Annotated in this window: 22 protein-coding genes; 20 read left to right on the forward strand and 2 right to left on the reverse strand. The window is 69.6% G+C overall.

What is annotated here, in order from left to right:
* Positions 1-136 precede the first annotated feature (136 nt).
* The 3 genes from AC067M_RS13510 to AC067M_RS13520 all read left to right on the forward strand — a co-directional run bounded on the left by AC067M_RS13510 (position 137) and on the right by AC067M_RS13520 (position 3,762).
* Positions 137-2,005 carry a site-2 protease family protein gene (locus tag AC067M_RS13510; RefSeq protein ID WP_478697164.1) on the forward strand — a complete coding sequence of 623 codons (1,869 nt, stop codon included), beginning with the start codon at positions 137-139 and terminating at the stop codon, positions 2,003-2,005.
* Positions 2,006-2,062: 57 nt separating this feature from the next.
* Positions 2,063-2,965, forward strand: a complete 903-nt coding sequence (locus AC067M_RS13515; protein WP_133929354.1) for a tRNA (adenine-N1)-methyltransferase — start codon at positions 2,063-2,065, stop codon at positions 2,963-2,965.
* A 221-nt stretch (positions 2,966-3,186) separates the two neighbouring features.
* Positions 3,187-3,762, forward strand: a complete 576-nt coding sequence (locus AC067M_RS13520) for a hypothetical protein (RefSeq protein ID WP_478697165.1) — start codon at positions 3,187-3,189, stop codon at positions 3,760-3,762.
* An 88-nt stretch (positions 3,763-3,850) separates the two neighbouring features.
* On the opposite strand, the gene AC067M_RS13525 is transcribed toward AC067M_RS13520, so the two are convergent.
* The gene (locus AC067M_RS13525) at positions 3,851-4,156 is read right to left on the reverse strand and encodes a ferredoxin (RefSeq protein WP_478697166.1); all 306 of its coding nucleotides are present in this window, start codon (positions 4,154-4,156) and stop codon (positions 3,851-3,853) included.
* A gap of 407 nt (positions 4,157-4,563) precedes the next feature.
* Here AC067M_RS13525 and arc point away from each other — a divergent pair, with 407 nt between their 5' ends.
* The 6 genes from arc to prcA all read left to right on the forward strand — a co-directional run bounded on the left by arc (position 4,564) and on the right by prcA (position 10,721).
* Positions 4,564-6,330: a proteasome ATPase gene (gene arc, locus AC067M_RS13530; RefSeq protein WP_478697167.1), complete on the forward strand. Its 1,767-nt coding sequence runs from the start codon at positions 4,564-4,566 to the stop codon at positions 6,328-6,330.
* Positions 6,331-6,572: 242 nt separating this feature from the next.
* A complete protein-coding gene (dop, locus tag AC067M_RS13535; RefSeq protein ID WP_478697168.1) occupies positions 6,573-8,084 on the forward strand; it encodes a depupylase/deamidase Dop in 1,512 nt (503 codons plus the stop codon).
* 187 nt (positions 8,085-8,271) lie between these two features.
* Positions 8,272-8,490, forward strand: a complete 219-nt coding sequence (locus AC067M_RS13540) for a ubiquitin-like protein Pup (protein ID WP_361931663.1) — start codon at positions 8,272-8,274, stop codon at positions 8,488-8,490.
* A 33-nt stretch (positions 8,491-8,523) separates the two neighbouring features.
* The gene (locus tag AC067M_RS13545) at positions 8,524-9,114 is read left to right on the forward strand and encodes an endonuclease VII domain-containing protein (RefSeq protein ID WP_478697169.1); all 591 of its coding nucleotides are present in this window, start codon (positions 8,524-8,526) and stop codon (positions 9,112-9,114) included.
* Complete coding sequence (gene prcB, locus AC067M_RS13550) at positions 9,066-9,911, forward strand: proteasome subunit beta (RefSeq protein WP_478697170.1); 846 nt, start codon at positions 9,066-9,068, stop codon at positions 9,909-9,911. The genes AC067M_RS13545 and prcB overlap by 49 nt, the downstream gene beginning before the upstream one ends.
* Positions 9,912-9,971: 60 nt before the next feature.
* A complete protein-coding gene (gene prcA, locus AC067M_RS13555) occupies positions 9,972-10,721 on the forward strand; it encodes a proteasome subunit alpha (protein ID WP_478697171.1) in 750 nt (249 codons plus the stop codon).
* Positions 10,722-11,095: 374 nt separating this feature from the next.
* On the opposite strand, the gene AC067M_RS13560 is transcribed toward prcA, so the two are convergent.
* A complete protein-coding gene (locus AC067M_RS13560; protein ID WP_478697172.1) occupies positions 11,096-12,112 on the reverse strand; it encodes a LacI family DNA-binding transcriptional regulator in 1,017 nt (338 codons plus the stop codon).
* A 123-nt stretch (positions 12,113-12,235) separates the two neighbouring features.
* Here AC067M_RS13560 and AC067M_RS13565 point away from each other — a divergent pair, with 123 nt between their 5' ends.
* The 11 genes from AC067M_RS13565 (at position 12,236) to AC067M_RS13615 (ending at position 23,744) form a co-directional block, all read left to right on the forward strand.
* Positions 12,236-13,495, forward strand: coding sequence for an MFS transporter (locus AC067M_RS13565; RefSeq protein ID WP_478697173.1), 1,260 nt, complete (start codon positions 12,236-12,238; stop codon positions 13,493-13,495).
* A gap of 9 nt (positions 13,496-13,504) precedes the next feature.
* Positions 13,505-14,866, forward strand: a complete 1,362-nt coding sequence (gene pafA / locus AC067M_RS13570) for a Pup--protein ligase (RefSeq protein ID WP_030955459.1) — start codon at positions 13,505-13,507, stop codon at positions 14,864-14,866.
* Between the two features lie 130 nt (positions 14,867-14,996).
* Entirely contained in the window at positions 14,997-16,001 is a 1,005-nt protein-coding gene (locus AC067M_RS13575; RefSeq protein WP_478697174.1) for an FKBP-type peptidyl-prolyl cis-trans isomerase, read from the forward strand.
* Between the two features lie 60 nt (positions 16,002-16,061).
* The gene (locus AC067M_RS13580; protein ID WP_142150777.1) at positions 16,062-16,433 is read left to right on the forward strand and encodes an FKBP-type peptidyl-prolyl cis-trans isomerase; all 372 of its coding nucleotides are present in this window, start codon (positions 16,062-16,064) and stop codon (positions 16,431-16,433) included.
* Between the two features lie 130 nt (positions 16,434-16,563).
* On the forward strand, positions 16,564-17,541 hold the full coding sequence (locus AC067M_RS13585; RefSeq protein ID WP_478697175.1) for a helix-turn-helix transcriptional regulator: 978 nt from the start codon (positions 16,564-16,566) through the stop codon (positions 17,539-17,541).
* 18 nt (positions 17,542-17,559) lie between these two features.
* A complete protein-coding gene (locus AC067M_RS13590; RefSeq protein ID WP_478697176.1) occupies positions 17,560-18,660 on the forward strand; it encodes a helix-turn-helix transcriptional regulator in 1,101 nt (366 codons plus the stop codon).
* Entirely contained in the window at positions 18,657-18,947 is a 291-nt protein-coding gene (locus tag AC067M_RS13595; protein ID WP_478697177.1) for a hypothetical protein, read from the forward strand. The genes AC067M_RS13590 and AC067M_RS13595 overlap by 4 nt, the downstream gene beginning before the upstream one ends.
* A gap of 20 nt (positions 18,948-18,967) precedes the next feature.
* Positions 18,968-19,162, forward strand: coding sequence for a hypothetical protein (locus AC067M_RS13600; RefSeq protein ID WP_393625359.1), 195 nt, complete (start codon positions 18,968-18,970; stop codon positions 19,160-19,162).
* Positions 19,163-19,420: 258 nt separating this feature from the next.
* Positions 19,421-19,708, forward strand: a complete 288-nt coding sequence (gene tatA / locus AC067M_RS13605) for a Sec-independent protein translocase subunit TatA (protein WP_133929367.1) — start codon at positions 19,421-19,423, stop codon at positions 19,706-19,708.
* A 47-nt stretch (positions 19,709-19,755) separates the two neighbouring features.
* Complete coding sequence (gene tatC / locus AC067M_RS13610) at positions 19,756-20,700, forward strand: twin-arginine translocase subunit TatC (protein WP_478697178.1); 945 nt, start codon at positions 19,756-19,758, stop codon at positions 20,698-20,700.
* A gap of 191 nt (positions 20,701-20,891) precedes the next feature.
* The gene (locus AC067M_RS13615; protein ID WP_478697179.1) at positions 20,892-23,744 is read left to right on the forward strand and encodes a DEAD/DEAH box helicase; all 2,853 of its coding nucleotides are present in this window, start codon (positions 20,892-20,894) and stop codon (positions 23,742-23,744) included.
* The last annotated feature ends 9 nt before the right edge of the window (positions 23,745-23,753 follow it).

Raw genomic sequence — 23,753 nt, forward strand, 5'->3', positions numbered from 1 at the left:
ACCCGCGGGCCGTGACGGCCACCCCGGCACGGAAAACACAGGGGTGCCGGGCGGAACGCGCCGCGACGGACGCATACCATCGACCCGAGACCATCCGCCCGGCAGGCGCGGAAGACGCTGCAAACGAGGGGACACCGTGGTGGAAAGCGGCGGGAGCGGGCAGCCGCGCCCGGGCAACGACGAGGCGGCCGAGCACCACACAGGGCCCGCGGCCCAGGACGCCGACCCCACACGCCCCGACCCGACCCCGCACGACGACCCCACCCACCCGGACCTCAACGGCGCGGCCCCCCAGCCCCCGACCGGCCCCGAAACTCCGGACGAACCGGCCGAGGACACGACAGCGGAGCCCGAGCCCCCGGCGGCCGACGGCACGGACCGCCCCGATGACGCCCCGCAGGCACACAGGAACGAACAGACGCCCGCACCGGCTACACCCGAGGACCCCACCCACGCGACACGCCCCGCGTCCCACGCGCCTGAGGACCGCACGCACGAGGAGACCAGGGCGCCGACCACTCCCGATGACGGCACGACCGCCGCCGACCCCGCGGCCGGCACGACCGCCGGGCAATCCGGGACCGCCGCGCCCGGAGCCGGCACGACCGCCGGGCGCCCCGAGGGCACCGCCCCCGACAGCGATGCCACCGCCGGGCACCCCGAGCCCCCTGGCCCCGAACACGGCATGACCTCCGGTCAGCCGGGAAGCCCCGTGCCTGGTCGTGACCGGCACCCTGCCCGACCGGCCGAGAACCACCCCGCCGGGAATTACGCCGAGAACCACGCAGACACCCACCCGGCCCACGCTCACGCCCACTCCGGCACCAAGGGACGCCCCCCGCGGCCCCCGGAGAGCACTCGGGGCGGGCTGCTGATGGGGCGGCCGTTCGGGGTGCCCGTGTATGTCGCGCCCAGCTGGTTCCTCGTAGCGATCCTGATCACCTGGGTCTTCGGCGGCCAACTCGACCGTGTCCTGCCCGAACTCGGCGCCCTGCGCTACCTCGTGTCCCTCTTCTTCGCGGTCGCCTTCTACGCCTCCGTCCTCGTCCACGAGCTGGCCCACACGGTCGCCGCCCTCCGCTTCAAACTCCCGGTCCGCCGCATCCAGCTCCAGTTCTTCGGCGGCGTCTCCGAGATCGAGAAGGAGGCCGAGACCCCCGGCCGGGAGTTCGTGCTGGCCTTCGTCGGCCCGCTGCTCTCCCTTGTCCTCTCAGGCCTCTTCTACCTCGCCATGCAGCCCGTCGAGCCCGGCACCGTCCCCGGCGTCCTGCTGGCCGGCCTGATGATCTCCAACCTCATCGTGGCCGCCTTCAACCTCCTGCCCGGCCTCCCCCTCGACGGCGGACGCATGCTGCGCGCCGTCGTCTGGAAGATCACCGGCAAGCCGATGACGGGCACCATCGCCGCCGCCTGGGTCGGCCGCGCCCTCGCCGTCACCGTCCTGATCGGACTGCCCCTGCTGACCCAGTCCGGAGCCCTCGGCTCCGCCGCCGAGGACAGCGTCGGCATGGACACGGTCATGGACGCCCTGCTCGCCGCCATCCTCGCCGCGATCATCTGGACCGGCGCCGGCAACAGCCTGCGCATGGCCCGCCTGCGCGAACACCTCCCCGAACTGCGCGCCCGCACCCTCACCCGCCGCGCGGTCCCCGTGGAAACCGACACCTCCCTCTCCGAAGCCCTGCGCCGCGCCAACGACGCCGGAGCCCGCGCCCTCGTCGTCGTCGACGCCCACGGCGAACCCGTCTCCCTCGTCCGCGAGGCCGCCATCGTCGGCGTACCCGAACACCGCCGTCCCTGGGTCCCCGTCAGCGGCCTCGCCCAGGACCTCACCGACGGCATGCGCGTCTCCGCCGAACTCGCCGGCGAGGACCTCCTGGACGCCCTGCGCGCCACCCCCGCCACCGAATACCTGGTCGTCGAGGAGACCGGCGAGATCTACGGCGTGCTGTCCGCCGCCGACGTCGAGCGCGCGTTCGTCAAGGCGATGGCCAGGCCGTCCTAGGACGGACCGCCCCTCCCCATGGTCGGCGGCCCCCGCAAACCCCGGTAGGCTGTTCACATGTCCGAACCGACCGGTGCCGCCCGCAGGCGCGGGCCCTTCAAGGTCGGGGACCAGGTACAGCTGACCGACCCCAAGGGCCGCCACTACACGTTCACGCTCGAGGCCGGGAAGAACTTCCACACCCACAAGGGTTCCTTCCCGCACGACGAACTGATCGGTGCTCCCGAGGGCAGCGTCGTCCGCACCACCGGGAACGTCGCCTACCTCGCGCTGCGCCCCCTGCTCCCCGACTACGTCCTGTCCATGCCCCGCGGGGCAGCCGTCGTCTACCCCAAGGACGCGGGGCAGATCCTCGCCTTCGCCGACATCTTCCCCGGCGCCCGCGTCGTCGAGGCCGGCGTCGGCTCCGGCTCGCTCAGCAGCTTCCTGCTGCGCGCCATCGGCGACCAGGGCATGCTGCACTCCTACGAGCGCCGCGAGGACTTCGCCGAGATCGCCCAGCAAAACGTCGAGCGCTACTTCGGCGGCCCGCACCCCGCCTGGCAGCTCACCGTCGGCGACCTCCAGGACAACCTGAGCGACACCGACGTCGACCGGGTCATCCTCGACATGCTCGCCCCCTGGGAGTGCCTGGAAGCCGTCTCCAAGGCGCTCGTGCCCGGCGGCATCCTGTGCTGCTACGTCGCCACCACCACCCAGCTCGCCCGGACCGTCGAGTCCATCCGCGAACTCGGCGGCTTCAACGAGCCGACCGCGTGGGAGTCGATGATCCGCAACTGGCACATCGAGGGCCTGGCCGTCCGCCCGGACCACCGGATGATCGGCCACACCGGCTTCCTCCTGACCGCCCGCCGCCTCGCCGACGGCGTCGAGCCGCCCATGCGCCGCCGCCGCCCCGCCAAGGGCGCCTACGGCGAGGACTACAGCGGCCCCAACGCCGACGGAGGCGTCGGCCGCTGAGGCGGCCCTGTGCCGCAGTCAACGTCATCACGCCGTGGTGGAGTTCCCACAACACAGGGAGAACTCCACCACGGCGCCTTTTTGTTGACGCCGGGTGAGGTGTCGGGTCGCCGTCCCGCTCCCGTACGACTCCGGCCGCGCACCCCACCGTTCCCTCGCAGTGTGACGTGTGGCACCATGCTGGCCATCCACCGGCACAGCCCCCACGGGAGACGCACCTAGTGCAGCAATCCGCCGTCCCGGAACTCGCGCACACCCACACCCGCCCGATTCACTGGCTCGCCACCGCGACAGCCCTCGCCGCCGTCGTGGCCCTCTCCTCGCTTCTCCAGCCGGGCTCGGCCACGGCCGCCCAGGCAACCGGCCCCGAATCGAAGACCGCACCCGCGGCCGCGCCCCCGACCACCACCGGCGTCGACTTCCCCCTCGACTGCGGGCCGGTCAAGGCCCTCGTGCAGCGGAAGGCCACCGGCGACCTCGACGGAGACGGCCGACCCGAAACCGTGGCCGTCGTCCACTGCGACGCCCCCATGGGCACCCCGCCCGACGGCGTCTACGTCCTCACTCAGGCCGAGGACGCCGCGCACCCGCGCGTGGTGGCCACCCTCGTCGCCCCCAAGGACCGCCAGACCATCACCACCGTCGCCGTGCGCGACGGAGCCGTCTTCGCCTCACTCCTCGGCTACTCCACGGCCGACGTACCCAGTTGCTGCCCCGATGTGAAGGCCGACGCGAAGTGGCAGTGGAAGAACGGCGCGTTCGTACGCTCCACACCCGCGGGAGCGCACAGCGTCTAGGGGCCGTCCGGCGGATCATGCCGGAGAGGCGGGGCTCACCTGCGCCGATTCGCCGCCGCAGGCACCGTGATGCAACGTGTCCGGACGCTCACTCCGCGTCCGGGCCGTACACCTCCACCTTGTCCGAAACGCGACGCACATGGATGCACTCGCCGGGACACTCCCGCGCCGAGTCCACGACATCCGTCAACACCGGCAACGGCACGCGCGTCGTGGCCCCCGCGTCCTGCAGCAGCTCCTCGTCCGCGCCCTTCACATAGGCCAGGCCATCGATGTCCAGCTCGAACACCTCCGGCGCGTACTGGGCACAGATGCCGTCGCCGGTGCACAGGTCCTGGTCGATCCAGACCTCCAGCGCGTCGCCGCCGACTTCTGCCTCCTGCTGCACGGTCATGTCTCCTGCGGTCTCCTCAGCCGGGTACGGAACGCCTCGACCCTACCTCCGGCCACCCGCGGCAGCGTGTGCGGTGGGTGCCCGCCCACTCCGGTCCGTAAGCGCCGGGCGAGGCCCGCGAACGCGTCTGGTCGCCCGGTACCCCGTCCGGATCGCGCCACACCCCGACGACCGCCACCTGAAGCGGGCCCATCGGGCAACTCGCGCTGCCTTCGAAGACTTTGACCCCTCCGACGTTGGAACACTCGGCTTCCGAATCCCGTTGAGTGGGTATCCACACGGCACGAGGGAGAGCACAGGGTGACCGACGACACACCTTGACAGTCTTTGTGATCTAGGGGTTTCAATCGACACCCACCCAGGTAGGGTCTGGAAGCGTCCAGCTCCCCTTGGAGGAGGTGAGGACCGTGGCAGCCCACGACGACGACATGAACCGCGGCATCCGCCCGGGACGCGGGTCCGACGACCCGGCCGGGCAGATTGCCTATCTTGAGCAGGAGATCGCCGTCCTGCGACGTAAGCTCGCCGACTCTCCGCGACACACGAGGATTCTCGAAGAGCGGATCGTCGAGCTGCAGACCAACCTGGCCGGCGTGTCCGCCCAGAACGAGCGACTCGCCAACACACTCCGTGAGGCCCGCGACCAGATCGTGGCCCTCAAGGAGGAGGTCGACCGGCTCGCCCAGCCGCCGGCCGGCTTCGGTGTCTTCCTCACAGCGAACGAGGACGGCACCGCCGACATCTTCACCGGGGGCCGCAAGCTCCGGGTGAACGTCAGCCCCAGCGTCGAGCTCGAGGAGCTCCGGCGCGGCCAGGAACTCATGCTCAACGAAGCGCTCAACGTGGTCGAGGCCATGGAATTCGAGCGCGTCGGGGACATCGTCACCCTCAAGGAGATCCTCGAGGACGGCGAGCGCGCCCTGGTGCTCGGGCACACCGACGAGGAACGGGTGGTGCGGCTCGCCGAGCCGCTGCTGGACGTCACCATCCGCCCCGGCGACGCCCTCCTGCTCGAACCCAGGTCCGGCTACGTCTACGAGGTCGTACCGAAGAGCGAGGTCGAGGAACTCGTCCTCGAAGAGGTCCCAGACATCGGCTACGAGCAGATCGGCGGTCTGGGGGGCCAGATCGAGGCGATCCGCGACGCGGTCGAGCTCCCGTACCTCTACCCGGACCTCTTCAAGGAGCACGAGCTGCGCCCCCCGAAGGGCGTCCTGCTCTACGGACCTCCCGGATGCGGCAAGACGCTCATCGCCAAGGCCGTCGCCAACTCGCTGGCCAAGAAGGTCGCCGAGGTCACCGGCCAGGCCGCCGGCAAGAGCTTCTTCCTCAACATCAAGGGCCCCGAGCTCCTGAACAAGTACGTGGGCGAGACCGAGCGGCAGATCCGCCTCGTCTTCCAGCGTGCTCGTGAGAAGGCCAGCGAGGGCACCCCCGTCATCGTCTTCTTCGACGAGATGGAGTCCCTCTTCCGCACCCGCGGCTCCGGTGTCAGCTCGGACGTCGAGAACACGATCGTCCCGCAGCTGCTCGCCGAGATCGACGGTGTCGAGGGCCTGCAGAACGTGGTCGTGATCGGCGCCTCCAACCGCGAGGACATGATCGACCCCGCCATCCTGCGGCCCGGCCGACTCGATGTGAAGATCAAGATCGAACGTCCGGACGCCGAGGCGGCCAAGGACATCTTCGGGAAGTACCTCACCGAGCGTCTTCCGCTCCACTCGGACGACCTCGGCGAACACGGCGGCGACAAGACCACCACCGTCGGCAGCATGATCCAGACGGCAGTGGAACACATGTACGCCGAATCCGAGGAAAACCGCTTCCTGGAGGTCACCTACGCCAACGGTGACAAGGAAGTCCTCTATTTCAAGGACTTCAATTCCGGCGCCATGATCGAGAACATCGTGGGCCGTGCCAAGAAGATGGCGATCAAGGACTTCCTCGAGAAGAACCAGAAGGGTCTGCGCGTCTCCCACCTCCTCCAGGCATGCGTGGACGAGTTCAAGGAGAACGAAGACCTGCCGAACACCACCAACCCGGACGACTGGGCCCGGATCTCCGGAAAGAAGGGCGAGCGGATCGTCTACATCCGCACCCTCATCACCGGAAAGCAGGGCGCGGACACCGGACGCTCGATCGACACGGTGGCGAACACCGGGCAGTACCTGTAAAGACAGGGCGGCTGCGGGTGCCCCCACCGGGTACCCGCAGCCGCCTGCTTTTCAGGCGACAACCGGACAAGAGGCGCGCAGGCAATGACGCAAATGATCTCCACACCAGCGCAAAGGCGTTCTAGGCTCTTCGGTACCGCCGAGTCGCGCAGTGCGGGGACGGGCACCGCACACGCACCGGAGCGCCAGCGGTACTTGAGCGGCGTCCCCGACCGAGGGCGCCGCCGGGCAAGGAGGGCCGCATGACCGTACGGCGAGTAATGGGCATCGAGACGGAGTACGGGATCTCCGTCCCCGGCCACCCCAATGCCAATGCCATGCTCACCTCGTCCCAGATCGTCAACGCCTACGCGGCGGCGATGCACCGGGCACGCCGGGCCCGCTGGGACTTCGAGGAGGAGAACCCGCTGCGTGACGCGCGAGGCTTCGACCTCGCCCGCGAGGCCGCCGACGCCAGCCAGCTCACCGACGAGGACATCGGCCTCGCCAACGTCATCCTGACCAACGGCGCGCGCCTCTACGTCGACCACGCACACCCCGAGTACAGCGCCCCCGAGGTCACCAACCCGCGCGACGCCGTCCTCTGGGACAAGGCCGGCGAGCGGATCATGGCCGAGGCCGCGGAACGAGCGGCCCAGCTTCCCGGCGCCCAGCCCATCCACCTCTACAAGAACAACACCGACAACAAGGGCGCCTCCTACGGCACCCACGAGAACTACCTGATGAAGCGGGAAACCGCTTTCTCGGACATCGTGCGCCACCTCACGCCCTTCTTCGTCTCCCGCCAGGTCTTCGCCGGTGCCGGCCGCGTCGGCATCGGCCAGGACGGCCACGAACACGGCTTCCAGCTGAGCCAGCGCGCCGACTACTTCGAGGTCGAGGTGGGCCTCGAGACGACGCTCAAGCGCCCCATCATCAACACGCGCGACGAGCCGCACGCCGACGCCGAGAAGTACCGCCGCCTGCACGTGATCATCGGTGACGCGAACCTCTCGGAGATCTCCACCTACCTCAAGCTGGGCACCACGGCCCTGGTCCTGTCGATGATCGAGGACGGCTTCATCGCCGTGGACCTGGCGGTCGACCAGCCCGTACGCACGCTGCACCAGGTCTCGCACGATCCGTCACTGAAGCGCCTGGTCACGCTCCGCAGCGGCCGCACACTCACCGCGGTGCAGCTGCAGATGGAGTACTACGAGCTGTCGCGCAAGTACGTCGAGGAGCGCTTCGGCGCGGACGTCGACGAGCAGACCAAGGACGTCCTCGCCCGCTGGGAGGACACCCTGAACCGCCTGGAGCGCGACCCGATGAGTCTCGCCGGCGAGCTCGACTGGGTCGCCAAGCGGGAGCTCATGGAGGGCTACCGGCGTCGTGACGGCGTCGACTGGGACGCGGCGAGGCTCCACCTCGTCGACCTCCAGTACGCCGACGTGCGGCCCGAGAAGGGCCTCTACAACCGTCTCGTGGCCCGCGGGCGCATGAAGCGACTGCTGACCGACGCGGACGTCGACCGGGCCAGGGCGAAGCCGCCGGAGGACACGCGCGCGTACTTCCGCGGCCGCTGCCTGGAGCAGTACGCCGACGACGTCGCGGCCGCCTCCTGGGACTCGGTCATCTTCGACCTGCCCGGGCGCGACAGCCTGCAGCGGGTCCCAACCCTGGAACCGCTACGCGGAACGCGAAATCACGTCAAGGAGCTCCTCGACCGCTGCCGCACGGCAGAAGACCTGGTCAGGGTGTTGTCCGGGAACTGAACGGCTTCCGGCGGGCACCGGGCGGGCAGGGTGGAAATCCCGCCGCCAGGGAATCATCGAAGTGGCCCCCGTTCGTTGTAGGAACTGCGGGGCCGATGTCAGACCCGGCTTGTAGGGTCTGATCATCACCGATCGGCAGGAAAGCCGACCTGCCGACCATGTCGGGCAACTGAGCGGGGTGAGGGTTATGGCGACCAAGGACACCGGCGGCGGCCAGCAGAAGGCGACGCGCTCCACGGAGGAGGTCGAGGAGCAGGCCGCGGACGCGCAGGCTTCCGAGGACCTCAAGGAGCGTCAGGAGAAGCTGAGCGACGACGTGGACTCGGTTCTTGACGAGATTGACGATGTCCTGGAGGAGAACGCAGAGGACTTCGTGAGGTCGTTCGTTCAGAAAGGCGGCGAGTAGCCTTCGATTTAGAGGGCTGCGGGGCCTCGGGCCTTGGGAAATGAAGAAGGGAAGCGTTGCGTGCGGTGCGGCGAAGTCAAGCCGCACGCGGCCTTCGCGCGACGGCGATCAAACCTTGACGGTCTCCAGAGGCATTGCCGGGACTGTGCGTCCGACTACCACCGGGCGCATCAGCAGAGCCTGGGCAAGAAGGTCCGACCCAAGGTTGAGGTCCCTGAGGGGCACAAGCTCTGCCTGAAGTGCGGGGAGGTCAAGCCGTGGAGTGAGTGGCATCGAAATGCCACTGCCTCGGACGGGTTGTCGACCCGCTGCAAAGGGTGCCGAGCGGCCGAGGGCCGCGCAAGCCATCTGAAGCGCCAATACGGCATGACGGAAGCCGAGCGTGACGCCCTGATCGCGGAGCAGCAAGGGGTCTGCTGCATATGTCTTTCTGCTCCGGCAGAGCATGTGGATCACTGCCACAACACGGGTAGGGTCCGTGGCGTACTGTGCTTCAGCTGCAATGCCGCACTGGGGCAGTTCAAGGATCGGCCCGATGCCATAAGGCGGGCTGCTGCTTACGTGGAAGGAATCGCGTGGAAGCCAACACTCGTAGCACCGGGCGTCTACCAGCTGCCTTCCTGACGCCAGGGTCCTCGTCCTTCATGGACTTCCTCTCCGAGCACCAGCCGGAGATGCTGCCCGGGAACCGGCAGCTCCCCCCCACCCAGGGCGTGATCGAGGCGCCGCACGGCACGACGATCGTGGCCGTGACGTTCCCGGGCGGTGTGGTCCTCGCTGGTGACCGCAGGGCGACGATGGGCAACGTCATCGCGCAGCGGGACATCGAGAAGGTCTTCCCGGCGGACGAGTACTCGGCGGTGGGTATCGCCGGTACGGCGGGTCTGGCCGTGGAGATGGTGAAGCTGTTCCAGCTGGAGCTGGAGCACTTCGAGAAGGTCGAGGGCGCCCAGCTGTCCCTGGAGGGCAAGGCGAACCGGCTGTCGACCATGATCCGTTCCAACCTGGGCATGGCCATGCAGGGCCTGGCCGTGGTCCCGCTCTTCGCGGGGTTCGACGTGGACCGCGCCAAGGGCCGCATCTTCTCCTACGACGTGACCGGTGGCCGCTCCGAGGAGCATGGCTACGCGGCCACGGGCTCCGGCTCGATCTTCGCGCGCGGCGCCATGAAGAAGCTCTACCGTGACGACCTGAGCGAGGCCGAGGCCACGACCCTCGTGGTGCAGGCGCTCTATGACGCGGCAGACGACGACTCGGCGACCGGCGGTCCCGATGTCGCCCGCCGGATCTACCCGATCGTCACCGTGATCACCGACGACGGCTTCCGCCGGCTCACCGAGGACGAGTCCTCCGAGATCGCCCGCGCGATCCTGGCGCGGCGTCTCGAGCAGCCGGACGGTCCGCGGGCCGCGCTGCTGTAGCCGGCCGGTCTGTGTTGCCAAGGTGATCCAGTGACTTCCACAGAAAGGGACGGATAACCGGTGTCGACGCCGTTCTATGTCTCACCCCAGCAGGCGATGGCCGACCGTGCGGAGTACGCCCGCAAGGGCATCGCCCGCGGCCGCAGCCTGGTCGTGCTGCAGTACGCCGACGGCATCGTCTTCGTCGGCGAGAACCCGTCCCGCGCGCTGCACAAGTTCAGCGAGATCTATGACCGGATCGGCTTCGCGGCCGCCGGCAAGTACAACGAGTACGAGAACCTGCGCATCGGCGGCGTGCGCTACGCCGACCTGCGGGGTTACACCTACGACCGGGACGACGTGACCGCCCGCGGTCTCGCCAACGTCTACGCCCAGACGCTGGGCACGATCTTCTCCTCGGCCGGTGAGAAGCCGTACGAGGTGGAGCTGGTCGTGGCCGAGGTCGGCGAGACGCCGGACGGCGACCAGATCTATCGGCTGCCGCACGACGGGTCGATCGTGGACGAGCACGGCTCGGTCGCGGTCGGCGGCAACGCCGAGCAGATCAGCAGCTACCTCGACCAGCGTCACCAGGACGGCATGAGCCTCGCGGAGGCGCTCAAGCTGGCCGTCCAGGCGCTGTCGCGGGAGCCGAACGGCGGTGAGCGGGAGATCCCCGCCGAGCGTCTGGAAGTCGCCGTCCTCGACCGTACGCGCCCCCAGCAGCGCAAGTTCAAGCGCATCGTCGGCCGGCAGCTGGGCCGGCTGCTGGAGATCGACGGTGCGGCGACGGAGGCGGAGAGCTCCGACGAGAACTCCGACGAGGAGTAAGCCCACCTCGTCCCGCTTGTGCCCTGCGCCCCGGCCGATGTCCTGGCCGGGGCGCAGGGCGTTGTCGGGAGGGCTCTAGGGGCCCTCTGTGACGGCGCGGCGGGGACGGCGGGTACGTCGGCCGAGGTCATGTGCCCGGGCGCTGGGTGGTGCCGCTGCGCCCACCTGTGCCGCCCAGCGGGTTCGGCCTCGCCACGGGGATCGTCCCGCCGCTGCTCAGGGCGGAGGCGTACGACGAGGTCCGGACCGCACGACTGGCCGCAGCTGCGGCCGGGGCTGCCGAAGGGGCTGTGGCGGAGCCTCGGCCGATGCCCCGATGCCCCGATGCCCCGATGCCCCGATGCCCCGATGCCCCGGCTGGGGCCCAAGGTGGCTCAGGAGGCGCTGGGTGGGGCTGTGGAGGCCCGGACGACGAGCTGCACCGGGATGTCGCCGCGCTCCGGTGTGCGGGCCTCCAGGACGGCAAGGAGGGCCCGCATGCCGCGTTGGCCGAAGAGCTCGGCGTCGAGGCGGACGGTGGTGAGTTCGGGGTCGAGGGCGGTGGCCAGGGCGAGGTCGTCGACGCCGGTGACGGAGATGTCGTCGGGGATGCGCAGTCCGAGGCGGCGGATGGCCTTGTAGGCGCCGGCCGCCAGTTTGTCGTCGTCGCAGACCAGGGCGGTGGGGCGGGGGCCGGGCGCGGTCAGGGCGGCCTCGGCGGCCGCGTGGGCGCCGTCGATGGTGATCGGGGCGTGGGCCGTCCGTAGGGAGGTTCCCGGTGTTGCGGCGAGCCGTGCGGCGAGGGCACGCGCGCGTACGTCGAAGGTCCATGAGGCCACGTCGGCCGCGAGGTGCAGGAAGTGGCGGTGGCCGAGGTCCAGCAGGTGGTCGGCGACCTGTCGTGCGCCGTCGGCGATGTCGAGGTTGACGGTGGCCGCGCCGAGGCTGCCCTCGGGGTCGCTGTCGAGCATCACGAGCGGGAGCTGGTCGCCGCGGATGGCGGTGAGGGCGTCGGCGGCCATGGAGGAGGCGATGACGCCGTCGAGGGCTGCCTGGGCGGAGGCGAACGGGTCGCGGGCGGGGCCGATGCCTTCGGGGGAGGGGTAGAGGACCACGCCGAATCCGTGGTCGGCGGCGACCCGCGCGGCGCCGGTGTAGACGCCGGCGAAGAACTCCGTCGTCAGGGCGGGGACGACGAGCAGCACGGTCCGGGTGCGGCCCAGACGGAGATTGCGCGCGGCGAGATTGGGGCGGTAGCCCAGTTCACGGGCCGCTTCGCGCACTCGCTCGGCCGTGGGCTCCGAGACCCGTCCGCGCCATTTGTCGCCGAGGACCAGGGAGACCGCGGCCTGGGAGACCCCCGCGGCCTGGGCCACGTCACGGCTGGTCGGGCGGGTGCTACCTCGTGCCACCGTGGGCCTGCGCTTTCGTATGGACTGGCGGACAGCGCACATGGTACGTATGAAGAGAGGGAGTTATACGTAAAACTTCGGGGCCGGTGCCGAGCCTCGGGTGAGCCGACGGAAGGGCAGCGGATGGCCACGGGGTACCTGGAGATCCTCAGGGCGAAGCACGCCGTGCGGCTGCTGGCCGGAACGCTCGTGGGCCGGCTGCCCAACGCGGTCGCCGCCATCGCGATCCTCCTGTTCGTGCGCGCGGAGGGCGGTACGTACAGCCTCGCGGGGGCGCTGGCGGCCGTGTACGGGGTCGCCAACGCGATAGGTCAGCCGGTGCTCGGCCGCCTCGTCGACCTGTACGGGCAGCCACGCGTCCAGCTGCCCGCCGCTGTCGCGTCGGCGCTGGCGACGGCCGTGTTCGCCTTCTCGGGCACGGACCCGCTGCCCCTCGCCTACGCCGCGATGGTGGCCGCCGGCCTGTTCACGCCGCCGCTGGAGGGCGGGCTGCGGGCGCTGTGGCCCTCGGTCCTGGCCAGGGAAGACCAGGTGCACACGGCGTACGCCATGGACGCGGTGGCCCAGGAGGTCATGTTCACCGTCGGGCCGCTGCTGGTGACCCTGTGCGTGTCGCTGTGGTCGGCGCAGGCCGCCCTGCTCGTGCTGAACGCCGTCGGCGTGCTCGGGGCGCTCTGCGTGGTCGTCTCACCGCCCTCGCGCGCGTGGCGCTCGGCTCCGCGCGAGGCGCACTGGCTCGGGGCGCTGCGCTCGCCCGGCCTGCTGGCGCTCCTCGCCACGTTCTTGTTCGTGGGGATCGCGATGGGGTCCATCGCGGTCGCCGCCGTGTCGTACGCGGACGGCCACGGCGGCGACGCGGTGTACGGCTGGCTGATGGCGGCTCTGGGGCTGGGCGCGCTCGTGGGTGGCACGGTGTACGGCGCGCGGGCGTGGCCGGGTGTGCCGGAGCGGCGACTGCGTGTGCTGGTGGCGCTTCTGGCGGTGTGTTATCTGCCGCTGACGTTGATGCCCGGCGCGGTGGCCATGACGGCGCTCGCGGCGCTCGCCGGGGTGTTTTTGGCGCCCTGCATCGCGTGCGCGTTCCTGATCGTGGACCGACACGCTCCGCGCGGAACGGTCACCGAGGCGTTCTCGTGGCTCGTGACGACGTTCACGGTGGGCGCGTCGGTCGGAACGGGCCTGGCCGGGCCCGTGGTCGAGGCCGGTGGCGCGCTGTGGGGTTTCGCGGTGCCGAGCGCGGCGGGGGCCGTGTCGCTGCTGGTGTTGCTGGCCACGGGACGGGTACTCGCAGCTCCCGCCGTGGGTGCGGTGGTTGCGGCTTCATCGGAAAATGATCCAAACCGTGCTGCCGAACCCCGTTTCAGTTCAGGGGATCGGGCGTAATGTTCAGTCATGGACCGCCGCATTTTCGGGCTGGAGAACGAGTACGGCGTCACGTGCACGTTCAGGGGACAGCGCCGCCTGTCTCCTGACGAGGTGGCGCGATACCTCTTCCGCCGTGTCGTGTCATGGGGCCGCAGCAGTAATGTCTTTCTGCGGAACGGCGCCCGCCTCTATCTCGACGTGGGCTCACATCCGGAATACGCGACACCCGAATGTGACAACGTGACCGAACTGGTCACCCACGACAAGGCCGGCGAGCGCATTCTCGAAGGACTCCTGGTGGACGCCGAACGACGCCTGCACGAGGAGGGAATCGCGGGCGACGTCTACCTCTTCAAGAACAACACGGACTCTGCGGGCAACTCATACGGTTGCCACGAGAACTATCTGGTGGCGCGGCACGGGGAGTTCTCCCGGCTCGCGGACATCCTCATTCCGTTCCTCGTCACACGGCAGCTGCTGTGTGGGGCCGGGAAAGTCCTGCAGACCCCGCGTGGTGCCGTGTACTGCGTGAGCCAGCGGGCCGAGCACATCTGGGAGGGCGTCTCCTCGGCGACGACCCGTTCCCGGCCGATCATCAACACGCGCGACGAGCCGCACGCGGACGCCGAGCGCTACCGCCGCCTGCACGTCATCGTGGGCGACTCGAACATGTCCGAGACGACCATGTTGCTGAAGGTCGGCGCGACCGATCTGGTGCTGCGCATGATCGAGGCGGGCACGGTGATGCGTGACCTCACCCTGGAGAACCCGATCCGGGCGATCCGCGAGGTCAGCCACGACATCACGGGCCGCCGCAAGGTGCGCCTGGCCAGCGGCCGGGAGGCCTCGGCGCTGGAGGTGCAGCGGGAGTACTACGAGAAGGCCGTGGACTTCTGCGAACGCCGCGGTATCCGCACCGGCACGGTGGAGCAGGTGCTGGAGCTGTGGGGCCGCACGCTGGACTCGATCGAGTCCGAGGACCTCGACCGCATCGGCACCGAGATCGACTGGGTGATGAAGTACAAGCTCATCGAGCGTTACCGGGCCAAGCACAACATGACGATGTCGCATCCGCGCGTGGCGCAGATAGACCTCGCCTACCACGACATCCACCGTCGTCGTGGCCTGTACTACCTGCTGGAGAAGAAGGGGCAAGCCGCCCGGATCTGCAACGACTTGAAGATCTTCGAGGGCAAGTCGGTTCCGCCGCAGACCACTCGGGCAAGGCTGCGCGGTGACTTCATCCGCAGGGCTCAGGAACAGCGCCGGGACTTCACGGTCGACTGGGTCCACCTCAAGCTCAACGACCAGGCACAACGCACCGTGTTGTGCAAGGACCCGTTCCGTTCGGTCGACGACCGCGTGGAGAAGCTCATCGCCGGAATGTGAGCGAACACGTTCCGCGAGATTCTGTCGGAACGCAACACGGGCGCCGTACGTTTCCCGTACGGCGCCCTTCTCACGCCGTAGAGTTGCGCGCACGCCATCAACAAGATCGACCGATTACGAGGCCCCCACCGTGCGCCGACGCTCACTCATCCTTGCCGCCGTTCCCGCGGGACTGGTCACGCTCGCCGGTTGCGGCGACGACAAGTCCGACTCGAGCAAGGCCAGCGACAGCGCGTCGCCGTCCGCCCCGGAGACCTCGGCCGCGCCGCCGCCGAAGATCGTCGACGGTCCGCTGCCGGCCATCACGGCGGGCACCAAGTTGAACGAGAAACCGACGGTCGCCAAGGGCAGCGGCGAACCCTCCGACCAGCTCGCGGTGAAAACGGTGATCGCGGGCAACGGCCAGACGGTCGCGGAGAACGACTACATCCAGGCGAACTACCTGGGCCAGGTCTGGGCCAGCGGCAAGGTCTTCGACAACTCCTACGACCGCAAGACGCCGCTGGTCATCCAGCTGGCCACGGGCAGCATCATCGACGGCTGGCGGTACGCCCTCACGGGCAAGAAGACCGGCAGCCGGGTCGAGTTCTCCGTGCCGCCGACCTGGGGATACGGCAAGAACGGCAACGCGCAGGCGGGCATCAAGGGCACCGACACGCTGGTCTTCGTGGTCGATCTGCAGGCCACCTTCAACGCCAAGAGCTCGGCCAAGGGATCCGACGCCGCCCAGGGCGACGCGAACCTTCCCAAGGTCGGCACGAACACCGACGGCAAGGCGCCCTCGATCGAGGTACCCAAGGCCGCCGCGCCGAAGAAGCTCGTGGCGAACTACGTCATCGAGGGCGACGGCGAAGAGGTGAAGGCGGAGAGCAGCGTCCTCGTCCAGTACAAGGGCGTGCTGTGGGACAACGGCAAGGAGTTCGACTCCACGTACAGCCGCAAGGCGCTGACGTCGTTCTCGTTGCAGCAGGTCGTCAAGGGCTGGGCGCAGGGGCTGACCGGCAAGAAGGTCGGCAGCCGGGTCCTCATCGTCATTCCGCCGGACTTGGGCTACGGCGACAACCCGCCGGCCGGCAGTGGTATCGGCAAGGACTCGACCCTGGTCTTCAGCGTGGACATCCTCGCCAAGATGTGATCGCCCGGAGATGTAAGACTGTGCGTGTTGCCTTTCCGCAAAGAAGCAGGAGCTGAAGACGTGAGCATCGAGAAGCCCGAGATCGACTTCCCGGGTGGCGAGCCCCCGGCGGACCTCGAGATCAAGGACATCTGGGAGGGCGACGGCGCGGTGGCGCAGGCGGGTCAGACCGTCACCGTCCACTACGTGGGTGTCGCCTTCAGCACGGGCGAGGAGTTCGACGCCAGCTGGAACCGTGGCACGCCGTTCCGCTTCCCGCTGGGTGGCGGCCGTGTCATCAAGGGCTGGGACCAGGGCGTGCAGGGCATGAAGGTCGGCGGCCGCCGCCAGCTGACCATCCCGGCCCACCTCGCCTACGGCAACCAGAGCCCGACCCCGGCGATCAAGCCCGGCGAGACGCTGATCTTCGTTGTGGACCTGCTCGGAGTCTGACCGTCACCCGACCGGACCCGACCACCTGGGGCCCATGCCTGTCGGGGCATGGGCCCTCGGCTTTTGTCTCGGTACCGCGGAGCGGTACGGTCGTCGCTCGTAAGCACCATAAGGAAGGCGAAGGGCGTCGATGGCCATTGCCAAGGCAGAGCGGCTGATGAACCTGGCGCTGTGTCTGCTCGGGACCCGGCGGCCGCTGAGCAAGCGGGAGCTGCGCGATTCCATCGAGGCTTACGCCGAGGCCTTCAGGCCGGGAAAGGGTGCGGCCGGCAGCGACGACTCCTTCAACCGGATGTTCGAGCGGGACAAGGACGACCTGCGCGAGCTGGGCCTGGTCATCGAGACCGTCGAGAACCTCGACGGCGAGGTCGGCTACCTGGCCCGCCGTGACAGCAACCGCCTCCCGCCCATCACCCTGGACGCCGAGGAGGCCGCCGCCCTGGGCCTGGCCGCCAAGGTGTGGCAGCAGGCCCGGCTGGCCGGCGCGGCCAGCGGCGCTCTGCAGAAGCTGCGCGCGGCGGGGCTGCCCGAGGACGTCGACCCCTATGAGGCGCACGGCGCGCTGGAGCCCCGTATCCCGGTGCACGAGGCCGCCTTCGAGCCGCTGATGCTGGCCTGCCGCGACCGGCGCCCGGTCGTCTTCGACTACCGCAAGGCCAACGCCGCCCACCCCGAGCCACGCCATGTGGAGCCGTGGGCGCTGGAGTGCTGGCGCGGCCACTGGTACCTGGCGGGCTGGGACCGCGACCGCCGGGCCGAGCGCGTGTTCCGGCTCTCCCGGATCACCGGCAAGGTGCGCTCGCGGGGCGCCCAGTTCACCGCCGAGGTGCCCGACGTGGTCACCGTCCGTGAGACCGTCGCGAGCTGGGCGGGGGAGACCGCCGACCGCAGCGCGCTGATCCGGCTGCGTTCCGACGCCGGTTACCCCTTGCGGGCGAAGGCCGCCTCGGTGCGGGAACTCGGGAACGGCTGGGACGAGTTGGAGATTCCGTACGGGCACGGCCTGGACGCGTGGCTGGTGGAGTTCGGGCCCGACGTGGTGGTCCTGGAGCCGGCGGAGCTGCGGGCGGACGTGGTCGACCGGCTACGGGCCGTGGCCAAGGGCTGAGGGGGAGCGGACAAGACAGTGGCAGGTAAACCGGTCAGGCCCACGAACGCCATCGACCAGACCCGGCGGATGCTCTCCCTGGTGACGTATCTCAGGGAGCGCCCCGGCGCCCGGATCGAGGACGTCGCGCGTGCCTTCGGGATCACCGAGGACGAGCTGGTCTCGGACCTCGACGTGCTGCCCATGTGCGGCACCAGCTTCCGCGGTGGAGACCTGCTCGACATCGACACCGACGGCGAGCGCATCTGGTGGCACAATCCGGCCGCCCTCGCGGCCGAGGCGGCCGAGCCGCTGCGGCTGGCCGCCGACGAGGCGACCGCGTTGCTGGTGGCGGCCCGGGCCGTGTCGACCCTGCCGGGCCTGCGTGAGAGCGACCGGCAGGCCCTGTTGCGGGCCACCGCCAAGGTGGAGGCGGCGGCCGGTGAGGCGGCGGGCGCCAGCGCGCGGCTGTCGGTGACGTTCGAGTCCGAGGGCGGTGTCTTCGCCGACGTCGACCGGGCGATCTCCGAGCGCCGCCGTCTGTGGATCCGCTACTACTCACCCGCGCGCGACGAGGTCACCGAGCGCGAGATCGACCCCATCCGCCTGGTCAGCGTCGGCCACACCTACGTGGAGGGCTGGTGCTACCGCTCCGAGGCGCGCCGCACCTTCCGTCTCGACCGGGTCGCCGAGATCAAGGTCCTCGACGAGCCGTCCGCGCCGCCGCAGGTCGAGCTGCGGGACCTGTCGGAGGCGCTGGTGCAGCCTGCCGCCGAGGACCCTGAGGTCGTCGTCGAGGTCGGCCCGGGCGGGCGTTGGGTCGCCGAGTACTACCCGCACGACAGCGCGGATGAGCTTCCGGACGGCGGGCTGCGTATCACCCTGCGCACCCCCGACCCCGCGTCGCTCAGGCGTCTGGCGCTGCGGCTCGGGCGCGACGGCCGGATCGTCTCGCCGCAGGGCCTGGCCGACAGCGCCCGGCAGGCCGCCCGCGAGGCGCTGGCGGCGTACGACGGGGTCGAGGCGCAGGAGCCGAACGCGGGCCGTCAGGGGCCCGGCGAGCAGCTCGACGGTCAGTACGACGAGCAGTACCACGGTGGGTACGACGGGCAGTTCGACAGGCAGGAGCAAGGGCTTTGAGCGAGTCGGCTTCGTCGGGTGTGGGCATGTCGGTGGCCTCCGCGTTCGAGGGGATGAGGAGCGTGGCTCCCGTGGTGTTCAGGGCCGGCTGCCCGGACTGCCGGGGCCGCTTCGAGCTCGCCGCGAGCGCCCTGCGCCTGGCCATCGGCGCCACGAGCCGCACCACCTTCTACTCCTTCACCTGCCCCGACTGTGGCGCGTCCGTCCGCAAGCCGGCCGGTGAGCGGATCGTGGAACTGCTGACCGGCGGCGGTGTCCGCACCCTGCGCCTGCACTCCACGCTGTAGCACCGTCTAGGCTCGGCGTCATGTTCTGGCCGATGTTCGCGGTTGCTGTGGGTTTCCTGGGTCTCGCCGTTCTCGGTGTGCTCGCGGTGCGGGTCTTCGTGGAGGCACAGCGCCTGGGGCGGCAGGTGACCGATTCCGCGCGACGCATCAACAGGGCGGCGGAGGACCTGGAGCGGGCGACGGCCAGTGCCGCACGCGCTGTCGATTCCCTCTGAGAGGGACGCCGTCTGCTGTGAGTCCTGTGATCCATGCGTTTTGGGCCACTTCGACCTGTCAACTTGACGGCCTCGCCAGGTACGCTGCTGGTCGCGGCACGGAAAACGAGGCCCGTTCCGCTGACCGGGAGTACGCACGGGGATTGCCTCACGTTTACCCCTGAGCGTTACGATCGCTGCCAACACGATCGTTCGGACAAGTGTCCGACCGGTCGGACAGCACCCCACCCAGCCGCCTCGGTGAGAAGGTAAAGACTTATGTTCGGAAGGCTCGGCGCCCCCGAGATCATTCTCATCCTCGTCGTCATCATCCTGCTGTTCGGCGCGAAGAAGCTTCCCGACATGGCTCGCTCGCTCGGCAAGTCCGCGCGCATCCTCAAGAGCGAGGCCAAGGCGATGAAGGACGAGGGCAGCAACTCCTCGACCCCGGCCGGCCCGCCCAACGACGGCGAGCAGCCCCCGGCCCAGCGCACCATCCAGGCCGCTCCCGGCGACGTGACCAGCTCCCGCCCGGTCAGCGAGCCGACGGACACGACCAAGCGCTGACGCAGGGCCGGTGACCTCCGGCCCGCCGCACGAGATGGGAACGTGGGTTGCTGAAGTCTGCCCGCAAGCAGGAGAAGGACCCCGAGGGGCGGATGCCCCTCGGCGATCACCTTCGTGAGCTGCGCAACCGGCTCGTGAGGGCCGTTCTCGCGATCGTCGTCGTCACGATCGTGGCCGCCTTCTTCTACAAGGACATCATCGAGTTCTTCACGAACCCGATCTTGAGCTCGGTGGGGTGCAAGTCGACCCTCTCCGAGCTGGCGCAGCAACGAAGCGGTACCTGCGCCCGCATCGTCCTGAACGGTCTGCTCACCCCCTTCACGCTCGCCCTCAAGGTCTCCCTGATGGCCGGCGTGATCTTCGCGTCGCCTGTCTGGCTCTACCAGCTCTGGGCGTTCGTCGCTCCCGGGCTGCACAAGCACGAGAGGAAGTACGCCTACGCGTTCGTCGGCACCGGCGTACCGCTGTTCCTCGGCGGTGGGTTCTTCGCGTACAAGACGCTGCCGACCATGGCGAAGGTGCTCCTCGACTTCTCGCCCGCGGACCTCGACAACCAGCTGCCGCTGGACGACCTGCTCGACCTCATCGTCCGTATGGTGCTCGTCTTCGGTCTCTCCTTCGAGCTGCCGCTGCTCCTCGTCATGCTCAACCTGACGGGTGTGCTGACCGGTAAGCGGATGCTCGGCTGGTGGCGGGGCATGATCATGGGCATCACGATCTTCGCGGCCGTGGCCACACCCAGCACCGACCCGCTGACCATGCTGGCGCTGGCCGGGCCGATCTGGGTCCTGTACTTCGTCGCGACGGCCTTCTCCCTGGTGAACGACAGCCGTCGCCGCCGACGTGAAGCCGAGGGACCTGCTGACGACGAGGCCTCCGAGCTGGACCTCACTCCTGAGGACATCGGCGAGGTCGAGGCCGTCTCCGCCAGCCGGGCCCTGCCCGAGCAGGCGAGCACGGACCGGGTCAACGGCTACGACGACGTGACCTGAGTCCGACACCGTTCACCACGACCACCCACCGTGGATCGCGGCCGGGGCGCCCTCGTTGCGCCGCCGGCCGCCTTCGCGTCACGGGCGGGCGTGCCGGGGGAGCGTGCGGGGGCCCACATCTGCTCGGTGCGCCCCCGGCGTAGGGCCGTGAGCTGCGTGAACCCCGGGCTTCACAGCTATCGATCCGGATAATGATCGTCCTGTTGTCAGTGAGGCCCGGTACGCTCGAAAGCACGATGACAGAGGATCTCTCACCGGCCGAGCGTTACGCGGCAAGCCGTAGGCGCGCTGTCGAGCAGGCCACCGCGCTCGCGTCCTTCCGCGAGATGTACGACTTCGGCCTCGACCCCTTCCAGATCGAGGCCTGCCAGGCCCTCGAAGGCGGGAAGGGCGTGCTGGTGGCCGCCCCCACCGGCTCGGGCAAGACGATCGTGGGCGAGTTCGCCGTCCATCTCGCCCTCCAACAGGGCAAGAAATGCTTCTACACGACACCCATCAAGGCGCTGTCGAACCAGAAGTACGCCGACCTGTGCCGCCGTTACGGCAGCGACAAGGTCGGTCTGCTCACCGGCGACAACAGCGTCAACTCCAACGCCCCGGTGGTCGTGATGACCACCGAGGTGCTGCGGAACATGCTGTACGCGGGCTCGCAGACCCTCCTCGGCCTCGGCCACGTCGTCATGGACGAGGTGCACTACCTCTCCGACCGTTTCCGCGGCGCGGTCTGGGAAGAGGTGATCATCCACCTGCCCGAGTCCGTGACGCTCGTGTCGCTGTCGGCGACCGTGTCGAACGCCGAGGAGTTCGGTGACTGGCTCGACACCGTCCGCGGCGACACCGAGGTCATCGTCTCCGAACACCGGCCCGTGCCGCTCTTTCAGCACGTGCTCGCCGGCCGCCGGATGTACGACCTGTTCGAGGAGGGCGAGGGCCACAAGAAGGCCGTCAACCCCGACCTCGCGCGCCTGGCCCGCATGGAGGCCAGCCGCCCCTCGTACCAGGACCGCCGGCGCGGCCGCGCCATGCGCGAAGCCGATCGCGAGCGGGAGCGCAGGCAGCGCTCCCGCGTGTGGACGCCGAGCCGGCCGGAGGTCATCGAACGGCTCGACGCCGAGGGCCTGCTGCCCGCCATCACGTTCATCTTCAGCCGCGCCGCCTGCGAGGCCGCCGTCGAACAGTGCCTGTACGCCGGTTTGCGGCTCAACGACGACGAGGCGCGCGAAAAGGTGCGCGCGCTCGTCGAGGAGCGCACCGCCTCCATCCCCACCGAGGACTTGCACGTCCTCGGTTATTACGAGTGGCTGGAGGGCCTGGAGCGCGGCATCGCCGCCCACCACGCGGGCATGCTGCCGACGTTCAAGGAGGTCGTCGAGGAGCTCTTCGTACGCGGCCTGGTCAAGGCCGTGTTCGCGACCGAGACGCTCGCACTGGGCATCAACATGCCCGCCCGCTCCGTGGTGCTGGAGAAGCTCGTCAAGTGGAACGGCGAGCAGCACGCCGACATCACCCCGGGCGAGTACACCCAGTTGACCGGGCGGGCCGGGCGGCGCGGCATCGACGTCGAGGGCCACGCCGTGGTGCTGTGGCAGCGCGGGATGAACCCCGACCACCTCGCCGGACTCGCCGGCACGCGCACGTATCCGCTGCGGTCCAGCTTCAAGCCGTCGTACAACATGGCGGTCAACCTGGTCGAGCAGTTCGGCCGGCACCGTTCGCGTGAGCTGCTGGAGACGTCCTTCGCGCAGTTCCAGGCCGACAAGTCGGTCGTCGGGATCTCCCGGCAGGTGCAGCGCAACGAGGAGGGGCTGGAAGGCTACAAGGCCTCCATGACCTGCCACCTCGGCGACTTCGAGGACTACGCGCGGCTGCGCCGCGAACTCAAGGACCGCGAGACCGAGCTGGCCCGCCAGGGCGCGGCGCAGCGGCGTGCCGAGGCGGCCGTCGCGCTGGAGAAGCTGAAGCCGGGAGACGTCATCCACGTCCCGACCGGCAAGTACGCGGGTCTGGCGCTGGTGTTGGACCCGGGGCTGCCCGCGGGGCGTTCCAACGGTCACCGCGGGTTCGAGCAGCACGACGGGCCGCGCCCGCTGGTACTGACCGCCGAACGGCAGGTCAAGCGGCTCGCGTCGATGGACTTCCCCGTGCCCGTAGAGCCGTTGGAGCGGATGCGGATCCCGAAGTCCTTCAACCCCCGTTCCCCGCAGTCCCGTCGGGACCTCGCTTCCGCGCTGCGCACCAAGGCCGGGCACATTCCGCCGGAGCGGGCCCGCAAGAAGCGCTCGCAGGCCGCCGACGACCGTGAGATCGCCCAGCTGCGCACGGCGATCCGGGCGCATCCCTGCCATGGGTGCAGCGACCGGGAGGACCACGCGCGGTGGGCCGAGCGGTACCACCGGCTGTTGCGGGACACCTCGCAGCTGGAGCGGCGCATCGAGGGCCGCACGAACACGATCGCCCGGACCTTCGACCGGATCGTGGCGCTGCTGACCGAGCTGGACTATCTGCGCGCCGACGAGGTCACCGAGCACGGCAAGCGGCTCGCCCGGTTGTACGGCGAGCTCGATCTGCTGGCCAGTGAGTGCCTGCGGGCCGGCGTCTGGGAGGGGCTCGCCCCCGCCGAACTCGCCGCGTGTGTCTCGGCGTTGGTGTACGAGGCCCGGGTCGGGGACGACGCGATGGCGCCGAAGCTGCCGTCCGGCAAGGCGAAGGCCGCGCTGGGGGAGATGGTGCGGATCTGGGGGCGTCTGGACGCGCTGGAGGAGGACTTCCGGATCAGCCAGACCGAGGGAGTCGGGCAGCGGGAGCCCGACCTCGGCTTCGCCTGGGCCGCGTACATGTGGGCCTCCGGGAAGGGACTAGACGAGGTGCTTCGCGAGGCGGAGATGCCGGCGGGGGACTTCGTGCGGTGGTGCAAGCAGGTGATCGACGTGCTCGGTCAGATCTCCGCGGCGGCTCCCGCGGAGGGCTCGACCGTGGCGAAGGCCGCGCGCAAGGCTGTTGATCAGTTGCTGCGGGGAGTGGTGGCCTACTCGTCGGTGGGGTGACTCCCGGCG

This window comes from Streptomyces sp. NPDC043427, from assembly GCF_056436655.1.

Coding starts and splice junctions, on each gene's coding strand:
- AC067M_RS13540 (WP_361931663.1), top strand. CDS start 8,272: ATGGCGACCAAGGACACCGGCGGCGGCCAGCAGAAGGCGACGCGCTCC.
- dop (WP_478697168.1), top strand. CDS start 6,573: ATGACCGTACGGCGAGTAATGGGCATCGAGACGGAGTACGGGATCTCC.
- AC067M_RS13585 (WP_478697175.1), top strand. CDS start 16,564: ATGGCCATTGCCAAGGCAGAGCGGCTGATGAACCTGGCGCTGTGTCTG.
- AC067M_RS13600 (WP_393625359.1), top strand. CDS start 18,968: ATGTTCTGGCCGATGTTCGCGGTTGCTGTGGGTTTCCTGGGTCTCGCC.
- AC067M_RS13565 (WP_478697173.1), top strand. CDS start 12,236: ATGGCCACGGGGTACCTGGAGATCCTCAGGGCGAAGCACGCCGTGCGG.
- tatA (WP_133929367.1), top strand. CDS start 19,421: ATGTTCGGAAGGCTCGGCGCCCCCGAGATCATTCTCATCCTCGTCGTC.
- AC067M_RS13525 (WP_478697166.1), bottom strand. CDS start 4,156: ATGACCGTGCAGCAGGAGGCAGAAGTCGGCGGCGACGCGCTGGAGGTC.
- pafA (WP_030955459.1), top strand. CDS start 13,505: ATGGACCGCCGCATTTTCGGGCTGGAGAACGAGTACGGCGTCACGTGC.
- AC067M_RS13615 (WP_478697179.1), top strand. CDS start 20,892: ATGATCGTCCTGTTGTCAGTGAGGCCCGGTACGCTCGAAAGCACGATG.
- AC067M_RS13515 (WP_133929354.1), top strand. CDS start 2,063: ATGTCCGAACCGACCGGTGCCGCCCGCAGGCGCGGGCCCTTCAAGGTC.